Annotated in this window: 17 protein-coding genes; 10 read left to right on the forward strand and 7 right to left on the reverse strand. The window is 72.3% G+C overall.

What is annotated here, in order from left to right; all coding sequences use genetic code 11:
- Positions 1–65: 65 nt before the first annotated feature.
- Positions 66–218 carry a hypothetical protein gene (locus AB8O64_RS23715; protein ID WP_165451601.1) on the reverse strand — a complete coding sequence of 51 codons (153 nt, stop codon included), beginning with the start codon at positions 216–218 and terminating at the stop codon, positions 66–68.
- A gap of 206 nt (positions 219–424) precedes the next feature.
- Between AB8O64_RS23715 and AB8O64_RS23720 the strand changes: the two genes are divergently transcribed.
- Both AB8O64_RS23720 and AB8O64_RS23725 read left to right on the forward strand, forming a co-directional pair.
- Positions 425–1,375: an NYN domain-containing protein gene (locus AB8O64_RS23720; RefSeq protein ID WP_356454082.1), complete on the forward strand. Its 951-nt coding sequence runs from the start codon at positions 425–427 to the stop codon at positions 1,373–1,375.
- 191 nt (positions 1,376–1,566) lie between these two features.
- A complete protein-coding gene (locus AB8O64_RS23725) occupies positions 1,567–2,349 on the forward strand; it encodes a VOC family protein (protein WP_370421250.1) in 783 nt (260 codons plus the stop codon).
- A gap of 140 nt (positions 2,350–2,489) precedes the next feature.
- Here AB8O64_RS23725 and AB8O64_RS23730 read toward each other — a convergent pair whose 3' ends face one another.
- Together AB8O64_RS23730 and AB8O64_RS23735 are read right to left on the reverse strand one after the other, a co-directional pair.
- Positions 2,490–3,344 carry an alpha/beta fold hydrolase gene (locus AB8O64_RS23730; RefSeq protein WP_370421251.1) on the reverse strand — a complete coding sequence of 285 codons (855 nt, stop codon included), beginning with the start codon at positions 3,342–3,344 and terminating at the stop codon, positions 2,490–2,492.
- Between the two features lie 111 nt (positions 3,345–3,455).
- Positions 3,456–6,137 (reverse strand): DEAD/DEAH box helicase, encoded by a 2,682-nt coding sequence (locus AB8O64_RS23735; RefSeq protein ID WP_370421252.1) that lies wholly within the window; start codon positions 6,135–6,137, stop codon positions 3,456–3,458.
- Between the two features lie 518 nt (positions 6,138–6,655).
- Here AB8O64_RS23735 and AB8O64_RS23740 point away from each other — a divergent pair.
- Positions 6,656–7,396: a ferritin-like fold-containing protein gene (locus tag AB8O64_RS23740; RefSeq protein WP_370421254.1), complete on the forward strand. Its 741-nt coding sequence runs from the start codon at positions 6,656–6,658 to the stop codon at positions 7,394–7,396.
- Between the two features lie 33 nt (positions 7,397–7,429).
- On the opposite strand, the gene AB8O64_RS23745 is transcribed toward AB8O64_RS23740, so the two are convergent.
- The 4 genes from AB8O64_RS23745 to AB8O64_RS23760 all read right to left on the reverse strand — a co-directional run bounded on the left by AB8O64_RS23745 (position 7,430) and on the right by AB8O64_RS23760 (position 9,334).
- Positions 7,430–7,711, reverse strand: a complete 282-nt coding sequence (locus AB8O64_RS23745; RefSeq protein ID WP_207303972.1) for a hypothetical protein — start codon at positions 7,709–7,711, stop codon at positions 7,430–7,432.
- Positions 7,712–7,888: 177 nt separating this feature from the next.
- A complete protein-coding gene (locus AB8O64_RS23750) occupies positions 7,889–8,116 on the reverse strand; it encodes a DUF3107 domain-containing protein (protein WP_130879759.1) in 228 nt (75 codons plus the stop codon).
- A gap of 173 nt (positions 8,117–8,289) precedes the next feature.
- Complete coding sequence (locus AB8O64_RS23755) at positions 8,290–8,925, reverse strand: TetR/AcrR family transcriptional regulator (RefSeq protein WP_130879760.1); 636 nt, start codon at positions 8,923–8,925, stop codon at positions 8,290–8,292.
- A gap of 190 nt (positions 8,926–9,115) precedes the next feature.
- A complete protein-coding gene (locus tag AB8O64_RS23760) occupies positions 9,116–9,334 on the reverse strand; it encodes a hypothetical protein (RefSeq protein ID WP_370421256.1) in 219 nt (72 codons plus the stop codon).
- Between the two features lie 210 nt (positions 9,335–9,544).
- On the opposite strand from AB8O64_RS23760, the gene AB8O64_RS23765 reads away from it, so the two are divergent.
- The 7 genes from AB8O64_RS23765 (at position 9,545) to AB8O64_RS23795 (ending at position 17,595) form a co-directional block, all read left to right on the forward strand.
- Positions 9,545–10,531, forward strand: a complete 987-nt coding sequence (locus tag AB8O64_RS23765; protein WP_370421258.1) for an alpha/beta fold hydrolase — start codon at positions 9,545–9,547, stop codon at positions 10,529–10,531.
- A gap of 376 nt (positions 10,532–10,907) precedes the next feature.
- The gene (locus tag AB8O64_RS23770) at positions 10,908–11,885 is read left to right on the forward strand and encodes a DUF3152 domain-containing protein (protein WP_370421260.1); all 978 of its coding nucleotides are present in this window, start codon (positions 10,908–10,910) and stop codon (positions 11,883–11,885) included.
- 116 nt (positions 11,886–12,001) lie between these two features.
- The gene (locus AB8O64_RS23775; protein ID WP_311775271.1) at positions 12,002–12,094 is read left to right on the forward strand and encodes an Ms4533A family Cys-rich leader peptide; all 93 of its coding nucleotides are present in this window, start codon (positions 12,002–12,004) and stop codon (positions 12,092–12,094) included.
- 146 nt (positions 12,095–12,240) lie between these two features.
- Positions 12,241–13,968, forward strand: coding sequence for an ABC transporter substrate-binding protein (locus AB8O64_RS23780; RefSeq protein ID WP_370421262.1), 1,728 nt, complete (start codon positions 12,241–12,243; stop codon positions 13,966–13,968).
- Positions 13,965–14,966 carry an ABC transporter permease gene (locus AB8O64_RS23785; RefSeq protein ID WP_370421264.1) on the forward strand — a complete coding sequence of 334 codons (1,002 nt, stop codon included), beginning with the start codon at positions 13,965–13,967 and terminating at the stop codon, positions 14,964–14,966. Before AB8O64_RS23780 ends, AB8O64_RS23785 begins: the two co-directional genes overlap by 4 nt.
- A complete protein-coding gene (locus AB8O64_RS23790) occupies positions 14,963–15,952 on the forward strand; it encodes an ABC transporter permease (RefSeq protein ID WP_370421266.1) in 990 nt (329 codons plus the stop codon). Before AB8O64_RS23785 ends, AB8O64_RS23790 begins: the two co-directional genes overlap by 4 nt.
- A complete protein-coding gene (locus AB8O64_RS23795) occupies positions 15,949–17,595 on the forward strand; it encodes a dipeptide ABC transporter ATP-binding protein (protein ID WP_370421267.1) in 1,647 nt (548 codons plus the stop codon). Before AB8O64_RS23790 ends, AB8O64_RS23795 begins: the two co-directional genes overlap by 4 nt.
- The last annotated feature ends 106 nt before the right edge of the window (positions 17,596–17,701 follow it).

The raw sequence follows: 17,701 nt of genomic DNA on the forward strand, positions 1-17,701 counted from the left end.
GACATACGAAACGCCCCCGTACGATCGAGCGTACGGGGGCGTCGGCCGTTGCCGAACGTAAGGCGTTACCGGACCGAGGTGCTGGCCGGGCGGATATAGATGCGCTGGCCGATCTGGGCGGCCTGCTGCACGATCCGGTTGACGGAGGCGGCGTCCACGACGGTGCTGTCCACGGCGGAGCCGTCGACGTCGTCCAGGCGCATGATCTCGAAGCGCAAGGCTTCTCCCTTCGTCTGATCCTCCTGAGGAGAACTTCAATGAGTAGTGACGCGCGCGGCGACAGTGCGGCGCGTTCTACATGTGTCCAACGAGGTGGTACCTGCAAACATTCCCTACGCTAAGGAAATTTTTAACTTGACTAATTACTGGTCAGTAGTGTGACGGCTTGTGTCCGCTGCGTGACCACCGCGACAATGAGATGTGTATGAATGACACACAGGGCCTCACCGGCCCCCAAGAGCACCCCCGCCCCCTGGACCTCGCCGCGATCGCCGCCGGTGTCGAGCGGACGAACGAGCTGCTCACCCGGGTGCTGGCCGAGGTCGCGACCACCCCCTCCACCCACGCGATCTTCGTCGACGCCGGCTATGTCTACGCCGCGGCCGGGCGGCTCGTCACCGGCACCGAGGACCGGCGCACCTTCGACCTCGACGCCGAAGGGCTGATCGAGGCCTTCATCGACCGGGCGCGCACGATCTTCCCCGACAGCCGGCTGCTGCGGGTCTATTGGTACGACGGGGCCCGCCGCCGGATCCACACCACCGAGCAGCAGAGCATCGCCGAGCTCCCCGACGTCAAGGTCCGGCTCGGCAACCTCAACGCCAACAACCAGCAGAAGGGCGTCGACTCCCTCATCCGCACCGACCTCGAATCCCTCGCCCGGCACCGCGCCATCAGCGACGCGGCGCTCATCGGCGGCGACGAGGACCTCGTCTCGGCGGTCGAGGCCGCGCAGGGCTACGGCGCGCGCGTCCACCTCTGGGGCATCGAGGCCGTCGGCGGCCGGAACCAGGCCGAGCCGCTGCTGTGGGAGGTCGACAGCCAGCGCACCTTCGACCTCGACTTCTGCAAGCCCTATGTGACCCGGCGCGCCGTCTACGAGCCCTTCGGCGACGCCCCCGTCCACCAGGGGCCCGCCCCCACCCGCGACGACGTGCGGTTCGTCGGCGCCCGGGTCGCCGCCCAATGGCTCGGCTCGCGCGGCCGGGCCACGCTCGCCGAGCTGCTGCCCGGCCACCCCTATCTGCCCGGTTCCGTCGACCAGGAGCTGCTGGTCGAGGCGGAGGCGCTGCTCGGCCTGTCCCTGCGCGGCCACGCGGATCTGCGCCGGGCGCTGCGGGACGGCTTCTGGGACCACCTGCGCACGCAGTACTGAACCGCGGTCGCCGGGAGACAGTCGTACGGTCGTAGGTAGGGCCCGCGCCCGGTGCCATCACCGTGCGTGCCCGCGCGTGCCGGAATGCGCGCCGGGTAAGCGAGTGGAACCCTGACTAGGGGCGTGGTCGCGGACGTCGCGACCGCCCATGACCGTCGGCGAAGTGCGGAAGAGAAACGAGGCGATCGGCCATGTCGGCCTCCGACCGTGCCGGGCGCGGGGCGCCCTGCTGGGTGAGCCTGCTGACCAGCAACCTCACCGCGGCCCAGGATTTCTACAGTGCGGTGATGGGCTGGACCTTCCGGGCGGGCAGCCTGGGCGAGGACTTCTCGGTGGCGCTCGCCGACGGGAAGCCCGTCGCCGGGCTCGGCAACGTCGCCAAGTCCATGGGCGTCCCCGTCTCCTGGACCTCCTACTTCGCCGTCGACGACGCCGATGTCGTGGCGGCGCGGATCCGCGAGCGCGGCGCGACCGTCGCGGTCGGGCCGATCGCCGTCGGCCGCGGCCGGGCCGCGCTGGCGGCGGACCCGGCGGGAGCCGTCTTCGGCTTCTGGGAGGGCCAGCTCCTGCCCGGGTGGCACATCGGCAGCGGCGGCGCGCCCGCCTGGCTGGAGCTGCGCACCCGGGACGCCTTCGCCGCCGCCATGTTCTACGGCGAGGTCTTCGAATGGGCCACGGACCGGCCGGGCCGCATCGAGGTCCGCTACGAGGACGACGCGGTCATGGTGCTGGCCGGCGGGCAGACGGTGGCCTGTCTGCGCGGCGGCGGCGTCGAGGCGGCCCCCGACCCCCGGGTCCGGCCGCGCTGGCACGTCTACTTCTGCGTCGACGACGTGGAGAAGGCCGTGGAGGCGGCCCTCGCGGCGGGTGGCACGGTCGCCGCCGAGCCCGGCAGGTCGGCGGTGGGCCGCGAGGCGACCCTGCGCGACCCGGAGGGCGGGCTCTTCACCGTGACGGCCCAGGCCGAGTGTTAATCACCGGACGGGCTCATTTCAGCCCGTCCGGCGATTGAGGACGCGCCCGCAGGGCGCTCGCCGCCGCAGGCGGCAAGACGGCCCGCAGCCCCAGACCCGCCGGACGCGCCCTGGACATCGCCCGCGGCGACACCGCGCCTTCAGTCCGCGACGTCCCAGAAGCGGATGAGGGCCTCCGCCGTGGCGGCCGGGCGTTCGGCGTTGGGGGAGTGGCCCGCGCCCTGGACGACGGTGCGCACCGCCGACAGCTCCTTGGCCATCGCGTCGATCGACGGCACCGGCCAGGCGTAGTCCAGCGCCCCGGAGATCACATGCTTGGGCAGCGCCACCCCGGCCAGCTCCGACGTGCGGTCCGGCTCGACGGTCAACTGGCGCCCGGTCGCGATGAGTTGCTCCGGCGTCGTGCCCATCCAGCGCCGGTGCAGGAACGCGTCCAGCTCCGGCGGCGTGTCCTCGGCGGGGCCGTTCTCCGCGTCCACCCGTCGCATCTCCTGCCAGACGGCCTCCATGTCCAGCGTGGTCAGGGCGTGGATCAGCATCCGGGTCCGGTCCTGCTGTACCGCGGAGATCGCGGCGGGACCGCAGCTCATGATGGTCAGCGAGCGGAACGGCGCCGCGTCCGTGAGCACGGCGGCGCGCGTGATCAGCCCGCCGAGGGAGTGCCCGAGCAGATGGACGTCACCACCCAGGGCGACCGCCTGCGCGAGGACGTCCCGGGCCAGCTCACCCTGCTCGTACGCGCCCTCCGTACGCGGCCCGCCGCTCTCGTGCTGCCCCCGGCCGTCGACGGCGACGGCACGGTACCCGGCGTCCGCGAGGGGCTCCAGCAGCGCGACGAAGTCCTCCTTGCTGCCGGTGAATCCGGGGACGAGCAACACCGTGCCGCGCGCCGGCGCGGCGGGTCGCGCGTCGTGCACGGCGAACTCTCCGCGCGAGGTGGCGAGGCGGTACGCGCGTGCGCACGCGGGGAGGGTGAGAAAGGGCGGCCGGCTCATGGCACGAGGCTAACGCCACGTCCGACAGCCGCCGGACCCGCGGGTTCGGATCCCGGATACGCCGACGGCCGGTCACCCCGCGTGGGGTGACCGGCCGTCGGTGGTGGTGCGTCAGCCCTCGGCGGTGACCTTGGGCTTGGTGGTGCGCGTGCGCTTCGGCTTGGCCGGGGCCTCGTCCGTCACCTCGGCCGCGGGCTTCGCGGCGCGGGTGCGCTTCGGCTTCACCTCGGCGGCCGGGGCGGCCTCGGGCTCGGCGGCGACGGCCTTCTTCGCGCGGGTGCGCTTGGGCTTGGCCTCAGCGGCTTCGACCGTCTCGGCGACGGCTTCGGCGGCCGGGGCGACGGCCTTCTTGGCGCGAGTGCGCTTCGGCTTGGCCTCGGCCGCCTCGGCGGTCTCCACCGCGGCCTCCGCCTTGGCGGCGGCGGCCTTCGTGGTGCGGGTCCGCTTCGGCTTCTCCTCGACGACCGGGGCCGTCTCGGCGACGGGCTCGGCGGCGACGGCCTTCTTGGCACGCGTGCGCTTCGGCTTGACCTCGGCCTCGGCGGCTTCGACCGTCTCGGCGACGGCTTCGGCGGCCGGGGCGGCGGCCTTCTTGGCGCGGGTGCGCTTCGGCTTGACCTCGGCAGTCTCCTCGGCGACAGGGGCCTCGGTGACAGCGGCGGTCTCCACCGGAGCGGCGGCCTTCTTCGCCCGGGTGCGCTTGGGCTTCGTCTCCGCGACCTCGGCGACCTCGGCGGCCGGGGCGGCGACGGTCTCCACCGCGGCCACGGCCTTCTTGGCCGTACGGGTGCGCTTGGGCTTGACCTCGGCGACCTCCGCGACCTCCGCGACCTCGGCGACCGGAGCCGTCTCGACGACGGCCTCGGCGGCCGGGGCGACGGCCTTCTTGGCGCGGGTGCGCTTCGGCTTGACCTCGGCGGCCTCCTCGGCCACCGGGGCCTCGACGACAGCGGCGGTCTCGACCGGAGCCGCGGCCTTCTTCGCCCGGGTGCGGCGGACCGGCTTGGACGGGGCGGTCTCGACGGCCGGAGCCGGTGCGACCGTCTGGAAGTCGGCCTCGGGCTCGGCCACGACGGCCTTACGGGCGCGGGTGCGCTTCGGGGCGACCGGAGCCGCCTCGGTGGCCTGGGCCGGAATGACCGGGGCGGCGGCGGCCGCGACAACGGTCTGGACCGTCTGGAAGTCGGGCTCGGGGTCCTTCCGCACGGCCTCCAGCGGCGCGAGCGGCGCGAGGGCGCCCTGCGGCCGGGTGCCACGCGTACGACGACGGCGCGGCTGGCGGTCGGCCTGCTGCTCCGACGCCGGGGCCTTCGCGGCCGGGGCCTCGGTGGACGCGGCCTCGGTCGTCACAGGCGTGACGGCGGCCGGGGAGCCGGAGCCGGAACCGCTGCGGGTGCGACGGCGACGGCGCGGCTTCGCGGGCGTCTGCGGGGCGGACTGCTCCGTCGCGGCCGGGGCCTGCGTCGGGGCGGCCGTCTCGGCGACCGGGTCCGAGCCACCGCGGGTGCGACGGCGCTGACGGGGGGTGCGGGTACGGGCCGGGCGCTCCTCGGCCACCGGCGCCGACGCCTGCTTCGGGCCACGGCCGCGACCACGGCCGCCGGTCTCGCCGAGGTCCTCGATCTCCTCGGCCGCGAGCCCGGCGCGCGTCCGCTCGGCACGCGGCAGGATGCCCTTGGTGCCGGCCGGGATGCCCAGCAGCTCGTAGAGGTGCGGGGAGGTGGAGTACGTCTCCTCCGGCTCGTCGAACGGCAGGTCGAGCGCCTTGTTGATCAGCTTCCAGCGCGGGATGTCGTCCCAGTCGACCAGCGTGATGGCCGTACCCGACTTGCCCGCGCGGCCGGTGCGGCCGATGCGGTGCAGATAGGTCTTCTCGTCCTCGGGGGTCTGGTAATTGATCACGTGGGTGACGTTGTCGACGTCGATGCCGCGGGCGGCGACGTCGGTGCAGACCAGGACGTCGACCTTGCCGTTGCGGAACGCGCGCAGCGCCTGCTCGCGGGCGCCCTGGCCCAGGTCGCCGTGGACCGCGCCGGAGGCGAAGCCGCGACGCGCGAGCTGGTCGGCGATGTCCGCCGCCGTCCGCTTCGTCCGACAGAAGATCATCGCGAGCGCGCGGCCCTCCGACTGGAGGATGCGCGAGACCATCTCCGGCTTGTCCATGTTGTGGGCGCGGAAGACGTGCTGCGTGATGTTGGCGACGGTCTGGCCCTCGTCGTCCGGCGCGGTGGCGCGGATGTGCGTGGGCTGCGACATGTAGCGGCGCGCGAGGTTGATGACCGCGCCCGGCATGGTCGCCGAGAACAGCATCGTCTGGCGCTTGGCCGGCAGCATCGTGATGATCCGCTCGACGTCGGGCAGGAAGCCCAGGTCGAGCATCTCGTCGGCCTCGTCCAGGACGAGGGCCTTCACGTGCGAGAGGTCGAGCTTGCGCTGGCCGGCGAGGTCGAGCAGCCGGCCGGGCGTACCGACGATCACGTCGACGCCCTTCTTGAGCGCCTCGACCTGCGGCTCGTAGGCACGGCCGCCGTAGATCGCCAGGACCCGCACATTGCGGACCTTGCCGGCGGTGAGGAGGTCATTGGTGACCTGCTGGCACAGCTCGCGGGTGGGGACGACCACGAGGGCCTGCGGGGCGTCGGTCAGCTGCTCGGGCTTGGCCCGGCCCGACTCGATGTCGGCGGGGACGACGACGCGCTCCAGCAGGGGCAGGCCGAAGCCCAGCGTCTTGCCGGTGCCGGTCTTGGCCTGGCCGATGACGTCGGAGCCCGAGAGGGCCACCGGGAGCGTCATCTCCTGGATCGGGAAGGGGTGCACGATGCCGACGGCTTCGAGGGCTTCGGCGATTTCGGGGAGAATCCCGAGGTCTCGGAAAGTGGGCTGAGATGTCAGCGGATTGCCTCTTCTGTGAGACGCGGCGCGAGGCGGCGAAGGGGGTCGTACGTACCGCGCCGGGGTACTGTCCGGCCTGGGGAAGCCGGAAGGCGCGGGACCACTGCCTTCGCTCGAGCTCTCGTGCCGCGAGCGGATCCCTCCAGATGTGCGTACGTCTCGTACGCACCGCGCGGAGGGCGGTCGGTTTTGTGGAAGCCGATCGGGCCACCGACCGGGCATCCGCTGGAACTCTGGGGACTGATGTGTGGCGTCTCCAGAAGACACAGCATTGGAACAGCCCACCGAATACTCGGCAGGCGCATTACCACTGTACCCCGGAAACGCGCATGTGTGTCCGGACAATCCTTCGGACGGATGTGGATGAAGTGGCTGACCAGGGCCTTCCCCCTGTAGCGGGGCGGGCTAGGGTGCCTTTCATGGAGACGCCCGACAAGGCCAACGAGCCCGCCGACGAAGCACTGACCGGAATCGCCGCCCAGGACTGGGCCCAGGCCTCCGCCGACCCGCAGTACCGCGCCGCGGTGGTGGACCTGCTGGGTGCCCTCGCCTACGGCGAGCTGGCCGCCTTCGAGCGGCTCGCGGAGGACGCCAAGCTGGCGCCCACGCTCGATGACAAGGCCGAGCTGGCCAAGATGGCCACCGCCGAGTTCCAGCACTTCCAGCGGCTGCGTGACCGGCTGACCGCGATCGACGTGGAGCCGACCGGCGCGATGCAGCCCTTCGCGGCGGCGCTGGACGAGTTCCACCGCCAGACGGCGCCCTCGGACTGGCTGGAGGGCCTGGTCAAGGCATACGTCGGCGACTCGATCGCCAGTGACTTCTACCGCGAGGTGGCGGCCCGGCTGGACTCCGACACCCGCGCCCTGGTGCTGACCGTGCTGGACGACACCGGCCACGCGACCTTCGCGGTCGAGAAGGTCCGGGCCGCGATCGAGGCCGAGCCGCGGGTCGGCGGCCGGCTGGCGCTGTGGGCCCGGCGGCTGATGGGCGAGGCGCTCTCCCAGGCGCAGCGCGTGGTCGCCGAGCGCGACTCGCTCTCCACGATGCTGGTCGGCGGGGTGGCCGACGGCTTCGACCTCGCGGAGGTCGGGAAGATGTTCTCCCGCATCACCGAGGCGCACACCAAGCGGATGGCCGCGCTCGGCCTCGCGGCGTAGCCGCGACCGCGCGCGGCGCCGGGCGGGTCCGCTTCAAGCAGTGGCTGATCGGCGGGGCGCCCGGTTCGCCGGGCGCAGCAGCAGGGACTGCAGGGCGACGGCCACGCAGAGGGAGGCGATCAGGGTGGCCACCGCATGGCCGGACCCGAGGACCGAATGGGTCAGCAGGGCGCCGAACAGCGCGGAGACCGGTCCGGTGGTCAGCGCCAGGAGCCGGGAGCGGAACTGCCCGTAACGCTCGGGCAGCCAGCGCAGGGCTCCGTAGGAGACGGCGAGGCCGATGAGGACCGAGCCGAGCGCTTCCCAGAGGATCATGGTCACTTCCCTCCCGTGCGGGGGCCGAGGAGCAGGTGCAAATCGGTCGTAGCGGTCTTACCCCATGCCCGTCCGCGGCAACCCTCGTCCCTGCGGACGCGTCGGGTACGACGACGGCGGGGCCCCGGTGAATTCCGCACCGGGGCCCCGCCGTTCGTCACTGTCGTCCGACTGGACTCAGAGCGCGCTGAAACCGACCCGACGGGCGGTCGGCTCGCCGAGCTCCACGTACGCCAGTCGCTCGGAGGGCACCAGGACCTTGCGGCCGTGGTCGTCCACCAGGCTCAGCAGCGGCGTCTTGCCGCCGAGGGCGTCGGCGACCAGGCGCTCGACCTCTTCGGCAGACTGCCCGCTCTCCAGAACGATCTCGCGGGGTGCGTGCTGCACGCCGATCTTGACCTCCACGGCTTATGTCCCTCCGAAGATGTGGGGTCCCCCAGGGCGAAGCCCGGGGGAGGGGTACGCGGTCAACCGCGCCGTACCTTCCACACATTAGCCCGGTGCGGGGACGAGCCGAGCCGGTCCCCGCTCGCTCGCAGCGAACACGGGCGGATCCCCGAGGACCGGCCGGCGCCGCCTCAGAGCTCGGGAGCGTTCTTCGGGAAGCCCGCGATGCCGCGCCACGCCAGCGAGGTGAGGAGCTGGACGGCCGTCTCGCGCGGGACCGTGCTCTCGCTGGAGAGCCAGTAGCGGGCGACGACCTGGGAGACGCCGCCGAGGCCCACGGCCAGCAGCATGGCCTCGTCCTTCGACAGGCCGGTGTCCTCGGCGATGACCTCGCTGATGGCCGTCGCGCACTCCAGGGAGACCTTGTCGACCCGCTCGCGCACGGCCGGCTCGTTGGTCAGATCGGACTCGAAGACGAGCCGGAAGGCGCCGCCCTCGTCCTCGACGTACGCGAAATAGGCGTCCATGGTGGCCGCCACGCGCAGCTTGTTGTCCGAGGTGGAGGCGAGCGCGGTGCGCACCGCGTGCAGCAGGGACTCGCAGTGCTGGTCCAGCAGGGCCAGGTAGAGGTCCAGCTTGCCGGGGAAGTGCTGGTACAGCACCGGCTTGCTGACGCCGGCGCGCTCGGCGATGTCGTCCATCGCCGCCGCGTGGTACCCCTGCGCCACGAAGACCTCCTGGGCCGCGCCCAGGAGCTGATTGCGTCGGGCTCGGCGCGGCAGGCGCGTGCCTCGCGGGCGCGCCTCGGTCTGCTCGATGGCTGTCACGCCGCCTCCCATGATTGTTCCGTGCACGGTGTGCACCGCGCCCGCCATCGTACTTTTGGGTAACCGGGCCGTGCGTGGTCGGAGCGGAGAATTTCACGTACCGGACGCTGTGGGAAGCCGACAAATACCCGACAATCGGTGCAGGTCACCCCAGGTGACCTCGGGTTACCCGGTGGTATGGCGGTCGCGGTCACCGGTAGTCGTCCTCGTCCTCCTCCACGATCCGCGCCTGCTCCAGGAGGTCCGCCTCATTGGCGGAGTCGGGGTCGGGGGGCGACTGGGGGCCGTCCCGGCGGGGTGCGATGTCCGCGTGCTGTTCCGCGGCGTCGGCCTCCGGTGCCTCGACATCGAATTCCGTGACTTCCTCGTCGTCCTCGAACGTCGCGGGGTCGGACGGGTCGATGGTCATACGGAGCCTCTTTCCCGGTCTGCCTGATCGAGCCTTGTCGTCGTGGTGTCCCGTGCGGTGTTCCGCGCTGCGCTGCCGCTTTTCCCTGCTCTTCCAGGGTCCCTCACGCCCTTGTGGTTATGAGCCTAGGAGAGGCGGCTTCCCGCCGCCAGGCGATCTGTGACGGCCGCCATAGGGGGCCGGGCGTGATCGTCTCGTAACATTGCCCGCATGTCATCGACCCAGTCGCCGGACGCCCGCGCCGTACCCGTGGTGCCACCCACGCGGTCCTCGCAGGTCAGCGAGGGCGAGGAACTGCGCACCGTGGCCCTGCCCGGGGCCACCCTGGCCGTGCGCTCCCGTCCCGCCGCGCGGCCGGGACTGCCGCCCGCGCTCTACGTCCACGGACTCGGCGGTTCCTCGCAGAACTGGTCCGCGCTCATGGAGCGGCTCACGGACACCGTCGACGGCGAGGCGCTGGACCTGCCGGGCTTCGGCTACTCGCCCCCGTCGGACGACGGCGACTACTCCATCACCGCGTACGCCCGCGTGGTCATCCGCCACCTCGACGCGGCCGGCCGCGGCCCGGTGCACCTGGTCGGCAATTCGATGGGCGGCGCGATCACCACCCGGGTCGCCGCCGTCAGGCCGGACCTCGTCCGCACGCTCACGCTCGTCTCACCCGCCCTGCCCGAGCTCCGCCCGCAGCGCACGGCCGTGCCGACCGGGCTGCTCGCGGTGCCGGGCATCGTCTCGCTCTTCGCCCGGATGACCAAGGACTGGACACCCGAGCGGCGGACCCGCGAGGTGCTGGCCCTCTGTTACGGCGACCCCGCGCGGGTCTCGCCGGAAGGATTCGCCCTGGCCGTCGCGGAGTACGAGCGCCGGCTGGAGCTGCCGTACTTCTGGGACGTCATGGCGCGCTCGGCGCGCGGCATCGTCGACGCGTACACCCTCGGCGGCCAGCACTCGCTGTGGCGCCAGGCGGAGAAGGTCCTTGCCCCTACGCTGCTCGTGTACGGAACGCGCGACCAGCTCGTCTCCTACCGCATGGCGCACCGCGCGGCCAAGGCTTTCCGCGACTCGCGGTTGCTGACGCTGCTGGACGCGGGTCACGTCGCCATGATGGAGGATCCGGACGCGGTGGCCCGTGCCTTCCGCGAACTCCTCGCGGTCCCCGCGAGCACGTCTGAACGGAGCGCCCCGCCCCGTGGGTAAACACAGCGCACGCGCCCCCCAGGCCGCCCAGGAGCCCGCGGCACCGGCCGGCCCCGGCACGGGCCGCAGGCGCGCACCGGCCGGCCAGGTCCCGCCGGCCCCGCGCTCGGAGACACCGGCACCGGACCGGGTGCGCCACCGTGCCGCTCCCGAGCGGAGTGCGGCGGCCGACGGCGTCGGCCCCGCCGATGAGGCCATTCGGCCGTCCGCCCGGAGCGGGCATCCCGCGCCTGCCGAGCCGGGGCTCGGATGGGGCTTCATCGGCCCGCAGCGCGGGGAGAGCACCCGGGGCGCGGGGCACGACAGTGCGCCGCACGGGTACGGCTCCACTGTGTTCGAGGATCATGGCCATGGATCTTCCGGGCATGATCCAGATGTGTATGAGAATTCCGGGTACGGCCCCTCCGGCCGGGCACCCGCTCCCGCCGCGTACGTCCCGCCGGTGTACGTCCCTTCCGGGGACTACGGCTCCGACGGCCCCGACCGGAATCCGCTGCCCACTCCGCGGGGCACGGGTGGCGGTGGCAATCGGCGCGTCGCCGCGCCGAGAACCGGCGGACCGGCGCGGACCGTGACCGGTGTGGCCGCGGCCGTGGTGACGGCCGTGCTGGCCGTCGTCGTCACGGGCCAGGTCGAGGACACGGCGGAGGACAAGGCCCAGGCGCGGTCCGCGGACGTCGAGCGGCACAGATCCGAGGCAGCCTCGCGCTCCGACAGCCGGCCCACGCCGAACGGCGGCGCAGCCGTCCCCCTCTCGTACGAACAGAAGATGGCGAAGAAGTACCCGCTGGACGCGAAGGCGAAGGCGTCCGGCACGTTCGAGCCCGTGGGCGGCCACGACCGGGGCACCGGTAAGGGTGAAGTCCTGCGTTACCGCGTTGACGTGGAGAAGGGGCTGCCGCTCGACGGCGCGCTCTTCGCCGAGGCCGTGCACCGGACCCTCAACGACGACCGCAGCTGGGGCCACGGCGGCAAGCGGACGTTCGAGCGCGTCCCCTCCAAGGACGTCGATTTCGTCATCACCCTGGCCAGCCCCGGCACGACGCACACCTGGTGCGCCAAATCGGGTCTGGACACCACCCAGGACAACGTCTCCTGCGACTCCGCCGCGACCGACCGCGTGATGATCAACGCCTATCGGTGGGCGCAGGGCGCGCAGACGTACGGCGACCAGATGCACGCCTACCGGGAGATGCTGATCAACCACGAGGTCGGTCACCGCCTCGGGCGCGACCACGAGTCCTGCGAGACGCAGGGCGCCCTGGCGCCGGTGATGATGCAGCAGACCAAGTTTCTGACCACCGACGGGGTGACCTGCCGCCCCAACGCCTGGCCCTTCCCCAAGGGCGGCTGACGGGCCGGGAGCGGGCGGGGGATGCCGTCCCGTTATCTTCTCAATAGGTGAGACATTCGGTCTCTGATGCTGAGACAGCTTTGCCAGGGGCCGAAAATTCGTTCAATGTTCTGGCCATGTCGCACCACCACGCCTCCGAGATCGCCGGCTTCGAGCTGGCGCTGATCGGCGTGGCCGCGCACGCAGTCGCCGACATCCTCTGTCGCTGAGACCGCCCTTCCCCCGCGTACTTCCGCGTTGCCCTCCGGGGCCGCGCCCGCCGGGGGCGGTCCGCGCTCCGCTGCGCTCCTCCAACCGCCTTCCGTGGGTGCTTTCCGCTCTCCTTCTCTCGCTTCCGCGAAAGGCATACCCCGTCATGCGTCACATGTCCGTCATATCCCGCCGCGTGGCCGCGGCCGCCGTCAGTGTGGTCCTGATCGGAGGCGCGGCGGCCTGCGGCCCGGAGGGCAACGACGGCGCCGGGGGCGACGGCGGAGCCCAGGGCTCCGCGAAGAAGGGCGGCACCCTCACCGTCCTCAACCGGCAGCCGCAGAAGCAGTTCGACCCCGCCCGCCTCTACACCTCCGGCGGCGGCAACATCCCCTCGCTCGTCTACCGCACCCTCACCACCCGCAACCGCGAGGACGGCGCCAAGGGCACCGAGGTCGTCCCCGACCTCGCCACCGACACCGGCACGCCGAGCGACGACGCGAAGACGTGGACGTACAAGCTCAAGGACGGGCTGAAGTACGAGGACGGCTCGCCCATCACCGCCGCCGACATCAAGTACGGCGTCGAGCGCTCCTTCGCGGCCGAACTCTCCGGCAGCGCACCCTACTTGCGCGACTGGCTGATCGGTGGCGACTCCTACCAGGGCCCGTACAAGGAGAAGAAGGGCCTCGACTCGATCGAGACGCCCGACGCGAAGACCCTCGTCTTCAAGCTGCGCAAGTCCGTGGGCGACTTCCCCTACTTCGCCACCTCCACCCAGTTCGCCCCCGTGCCCAAGGCGAAGGACACCGGCGTCAAGTACGCCGAGCACCCGGTCTCCTCCGGCCCCTACAAGGTCGTGAAGAACGTCGGCGACGGCGAGCAACTGGTGCTGGAGCGCAACACCCACTGGTCGGAGGAGACCGACAAGGAGCGGCACGCGTACCCCGACCGGATCGAGGTCAAGTCCGGTCTGTCCTCGGCGGTCATCAACCAGCGCCTCTCCAGCGGCCAGGGCGCGGACGCCGCCGCCGTGACCACCGACACCAACCTCGGCCCCGCCGAACTCGCCCAGGTCACCGGTGACAAGAAGCTCGCCGGCCGGGTCGGCACCGGCCACTTCGGCTACACCAACTACCTGGCCTTCAACCCCGAGGCGAAGCCCTTCGACGACCCGAAGGTGCGCGAGGCCATCTCCTACGCGATCAACCGCACCAGCGTGGTGAACGCGGCGGGCGGCTCCTCGCTGGCCGAGCCGGCGACGACCTTCCTGCCGAACCAGAAGTCCTTCGGCTTCACGCCCTACGACCACTTCCCGGCGGGGAAGACCGGCAACGCGGCCAAGGCCAAGGAACTGCTGAAGGAAGCCGGTCACGAGGACGGCCTGGAGATCACGCTGACGCACTCCACCGCCCAGGACTTCGAGACCAGCCCCGAGATCGCCACCGCCGTCCAGGCCGCGCTCAAGGAGGCCGGGATCAAGGTCAAGCTCGAGGGCCTGGAGACCAACGACTACGAAGAGAAGACCCACAGCCTCGACAAGCAGCCGGGCCTCTTCCTCGCCCACTGGGGTGCCGACTGGCCCTCCGGCGGCCCCTTCCTCGCGCCGATCTTCGACGGCCGGCAGATCGTCAAGGAGGGCGCGGGCAACTTCAACGCCTCCCGCCTCGACGACTCCAAGGTCAACGACGAGATCGACGCGATCAACAAGGTCACCGACCACGCCGCCGCGGCCAAGCGCTGGGGCGCCCTCGACCGGCAGATCGGCGAGCAGGCGCTGACCGTGCCGCTCTTCCACCCGGTCTACAAGCGCCTCTACGGCAAGAGCGTCAAGAACGTCGTCATCAGCGACTGGACCGGCGTCCTCGACGTCTCGCAGGTCGCGGTCAAGTGACGGACCTCCTCATCACCTCGGAACCGGAGGCGGGAGCCGCTCCCGCCTCCGGCGCCCGGCAGGTCTGGCGGCGGCTGAGGGCGCGCAAGTCCGCGGTCGCGGCCGCCGCCGTGCTGGGTCTCCTCGTCCTCCTCGCCCTCGCCGCGCCGCTGCTGGCCGCGCTGGAGGGCCAGGACCCGAACACCTACCACGACACGCTCGTCGACTCCGCCCGCGGCGGAGTGCCGCTCGGTGACTTCGGCGGCATCAGCGCCGACCACTGGCTCGGCGTCGAACCGGGCACCGGCCGCGACATGTTCGTACGGCTCCTCTACGGCGCCCGCGTCTCGCTGCTCGTCGCCCTCGGCGCCACTGTCGTCCAGGTGCTCATCGGCCTCGCCGTGGGGCTGGCCGCCGCGCTCGGCAACCGGTTCCTCGACAGCGCGCTCAGCCACCTCACCGATGTGATGGTCGCGATGCCGCTGCTCGTCTTCGCCATCGCGCTGATGGCCGTCGTGCCGACGGACTTCCCGCGGCCGCTGCTGCTCGTCTTCGCCATCGGCCTGCTCGCCTGGGGCCCCATGGCGCGGCTCGTGCGCGGTCAGACGCTGAGCCTGAAGAAGCTCGACTACGTCTCGGCCGCCCGGCTGACCGGCGGTTCGTCCTGGCGGGTCGCCCGGCGCGAGCTGCTGCCCGCGCTCGCCGCGCCCGTGATCACCTATGCGGCCATCCTGCTGCCCAGCAACATCGTCGTCGAGGCGAGCATGTCCTTCCTCGGCGTGGGCGTGAAGCCGCCGACGCCCTCCTGGGGGCAGATGCTCTCCACGGCCACCACGTGGTTCCGCTCGGACCCCGCCTACGTGCTGCTGCCGGCGCTGCTGCTGTTCGTCACCACGCTCGCCTTCACCGTGCTCGCCGACGGCGTGCGCGTCGCGCTCGACCCGCGCGAGGCGTCCCGGCTGCGGGTCGGCAGGGGCGGGCGCACCTCCCGCAAGACCCGTCCGGGAGGCCTGGCGTGATCACCTATTTCCTGCGCCGCGCGCTGGGCGCGGTCGCCGTCGTCCTCGTGCTCTCGGCCGTCGTCTACGTGACGTTCTACGTCGCGCCCGGCGACCCCGCGCGCCTGGCGTGCGGCCCGCGCTGCAACCCCGAGCAGATCCGGCAGGTCCGCGAGCAGCTCGCGCTCGACGACCCCCTCCTGGTGCAGTACTGGCACTTCCTGCAGGGCGTCTTCGTCGGCTCGGACTACTCCGCCGGCACCACCGTGCTGCACTGCGACGCGCCCTGCTTCGGCCTCTCGTACCAGAACAACCAGCAGGTCACCGATCTCCTCGTCGAGCGGCTGCCCGCCACGGCCTCGCTGGCCGTCGGCGCCATGGTCGTCTGGCTCGTGGTGGGCATCGGCACCGGTCTGCTGTCCGCGCTGCGGCGCGGCGGGGTGACCGAGCGGCTCCTCACCTGGCTCACCCTCGCCGGCACCGCCACCCCGGTCTTCATCAGCGGTCTGGTGCTGCTGATGATCTTCTGCGCGTATCTGGAATGGCTGCCCTTCCCGTCCTACGTGCCGCTGACCGAGGACCCCGAGCAGTGGGCGTGGAACATGCTGCTGCCCTGGGTCGCGCTCGGCCTGCTCGAATCCGCCAAGTACGCGCGCCTGACCCGCAGCTCCACCCTGGAGACGCTGGCCGAGGACCACATCCGCACCTTCCGCGCCTACGGCGTGCGCGAGCGGTCGCTGGTCGCGCGGCACGCCCTGCGGGGCGCGCTGGCCCCGGTCATCGCCCTGACCGCCGCCGACTTCGGGTCGATCTTCGGCGGCGCGGTGCTGACCGAGACGATGTTCGGCCTGCCCGGCATCGGCCAGCTGCTGGTGCGCTCCACGCAGACCATCGACCTGCCGGTCGTCGTGGCCGTCGTGGTGATCACCGGTGCCGCCGTCGTGATCGCCAACATCGTGGCGGACGTGCTGTACGCCGTCGCCGACCGAAGGGTGGCCCTGCGATGACCGCCGACCTCCAGCCCCTGGTGTCCGTGGCCGACCTGTCCATCGCCTTCCCCACCGAGGACGGCGTCGTACGGGCCGTCGACGGTCTCTCCTTCGAGCTCGCCCCCGGCGGGGCGCTCGCCATCGTCGGCGAGTCCGGTTCGGGCAAGAGCACGGCCGCGTACGCGCTGCTCGGTCTGCACCGCGGTACGGGCGCGCGGGTCACCGGCTCGGTGCGGGTCGCCGGCCACGACGTGTCGGCCGCGGACGACGCCGAACTGCGCCGGTTGCGGGGCGGGGTGGCGGCCATGGTCTTCCAGGACCCGCTCTCCTCCCTCGACCCGTACCAGGCCGTCGGCGACCAGATCGCCGAGGTCCACCGCGTCCACCGCCCGGGCGCCTCCCGGCGGGACGCGCGGGCGCGGGCGGCCGAGGTGCTGGGCCGGGTCGGCATCCCGGACGCGGCCCGCCGCGCCCGCTCCCGCCCGCACGAGTTCAGCGGCGGCATGCGCCAGCGCGCCCTCATCGCCATGGCGCTCGCCTGCGAGCCCCGCCTCCTCGTCGCCGACGAGCCCACCACCGCCCTCGACGTCACCGTCCAGGCCCAGATCCTCGGTCTGCTGCGCGAGCTGCGCGAGGAGACCGGCATGGGCCTGATCCTCGTCACCCACGACCTGGGCGTGGCGGCCGGCAGCGTCGACGACCTGCTGGTGATGAAGGACGGCCGCGCGGTCGAGCGCGGCCCGGTCCGCGCGCTGCTGGGCGCGCCGCGCGAGCCGTACACGCGTGACCTGTTGGCCGCCGTCCCGCGGATAAACGTCCGGCGGACGGGCGTTCGTGAGCCGTCCGTCAACGGCCCTTCGAGCGGCTCTTCCGAGGGCGTCCCGCTGCTGGAAGCCACCGGCCTGCGCCGGGAGTTCGGACGCGGCAAGCGGGCCGTCACCGCCGTGGACGAGGTGTCGCTGACCGTGCGCGCCGGGGAGACGGTCGGTGTCGTCGGTGAGTCCGGGAGCGGGAAGACGACGCTCGGCCGGATGCTGGTGCGGCTCCTGGAGCCCACCGGCGGGGAGCTGCGCTACCGGGGCCGGGACATCGGGGCGCTGCGCGAACGGGAGCTGCGGTCCTTCCGCAGCGAGCTCCAGATGGTCTTCCAGGACCCGGTCTCCTCGCTCAACCCCCGGCGCAGCGTCGGGGAGTCGATCGCCGACCCGCTGCGGGCCGCCGGGAAGCTGGGCGACACCGAGATCGTCGCGCGGGTGCGGGAACTGCTGGAGCGGGTGGGGCTCGACCCCGGCGCGTACCACCGCTATCCGCACGAGTTCAGCGGTGGCCAGCGCCAGCGCGTGGGCATCGCCCGGGCGCTCGCGCCCGAGCCCAGGCTGATCGTCTGCGACGAGCCCGTCTCCGCCCTGGACGTCACCACCCAGGCGCAGGTCGTACGGCTGCTCGGCGAGCTGCAGCGCGATCTGGGGCTGGCGCTCGTCTTCATCGCGCACGACCTCGCCGTGGTGCGGCAGGTCAGCGACCGGCTGGTCGTGATGCGCGGCGGGCGGATCGTCGAGGAGGGCCCCGCCGACTCCGTCTACGAGCAGCCCCGGCACCCCTACACCCAGGGTCTGCTGGCGGCCGTACCCCTGCTCGAACCGGCGGAAGCCGTCGCATAGCGCGGAGTAACGCCGCATCTCCCGGAAAGTCACGTGCGTTCACCCCTTCCGGTGGCGCGACGGACAACCGTCCATCGCGCCACCGGGGACCGCGCATAGCGTGCTC

This window comes from Streptomyces sp. QH1-20 (assembly GCF_041283565.1).
Taxonomy (GTDB): Bacteria; Actinomycetota; Actinomycetes; order Streptomycetales; family Streptomycetaceae; genus Streptomyces; species Streptomyces syringius.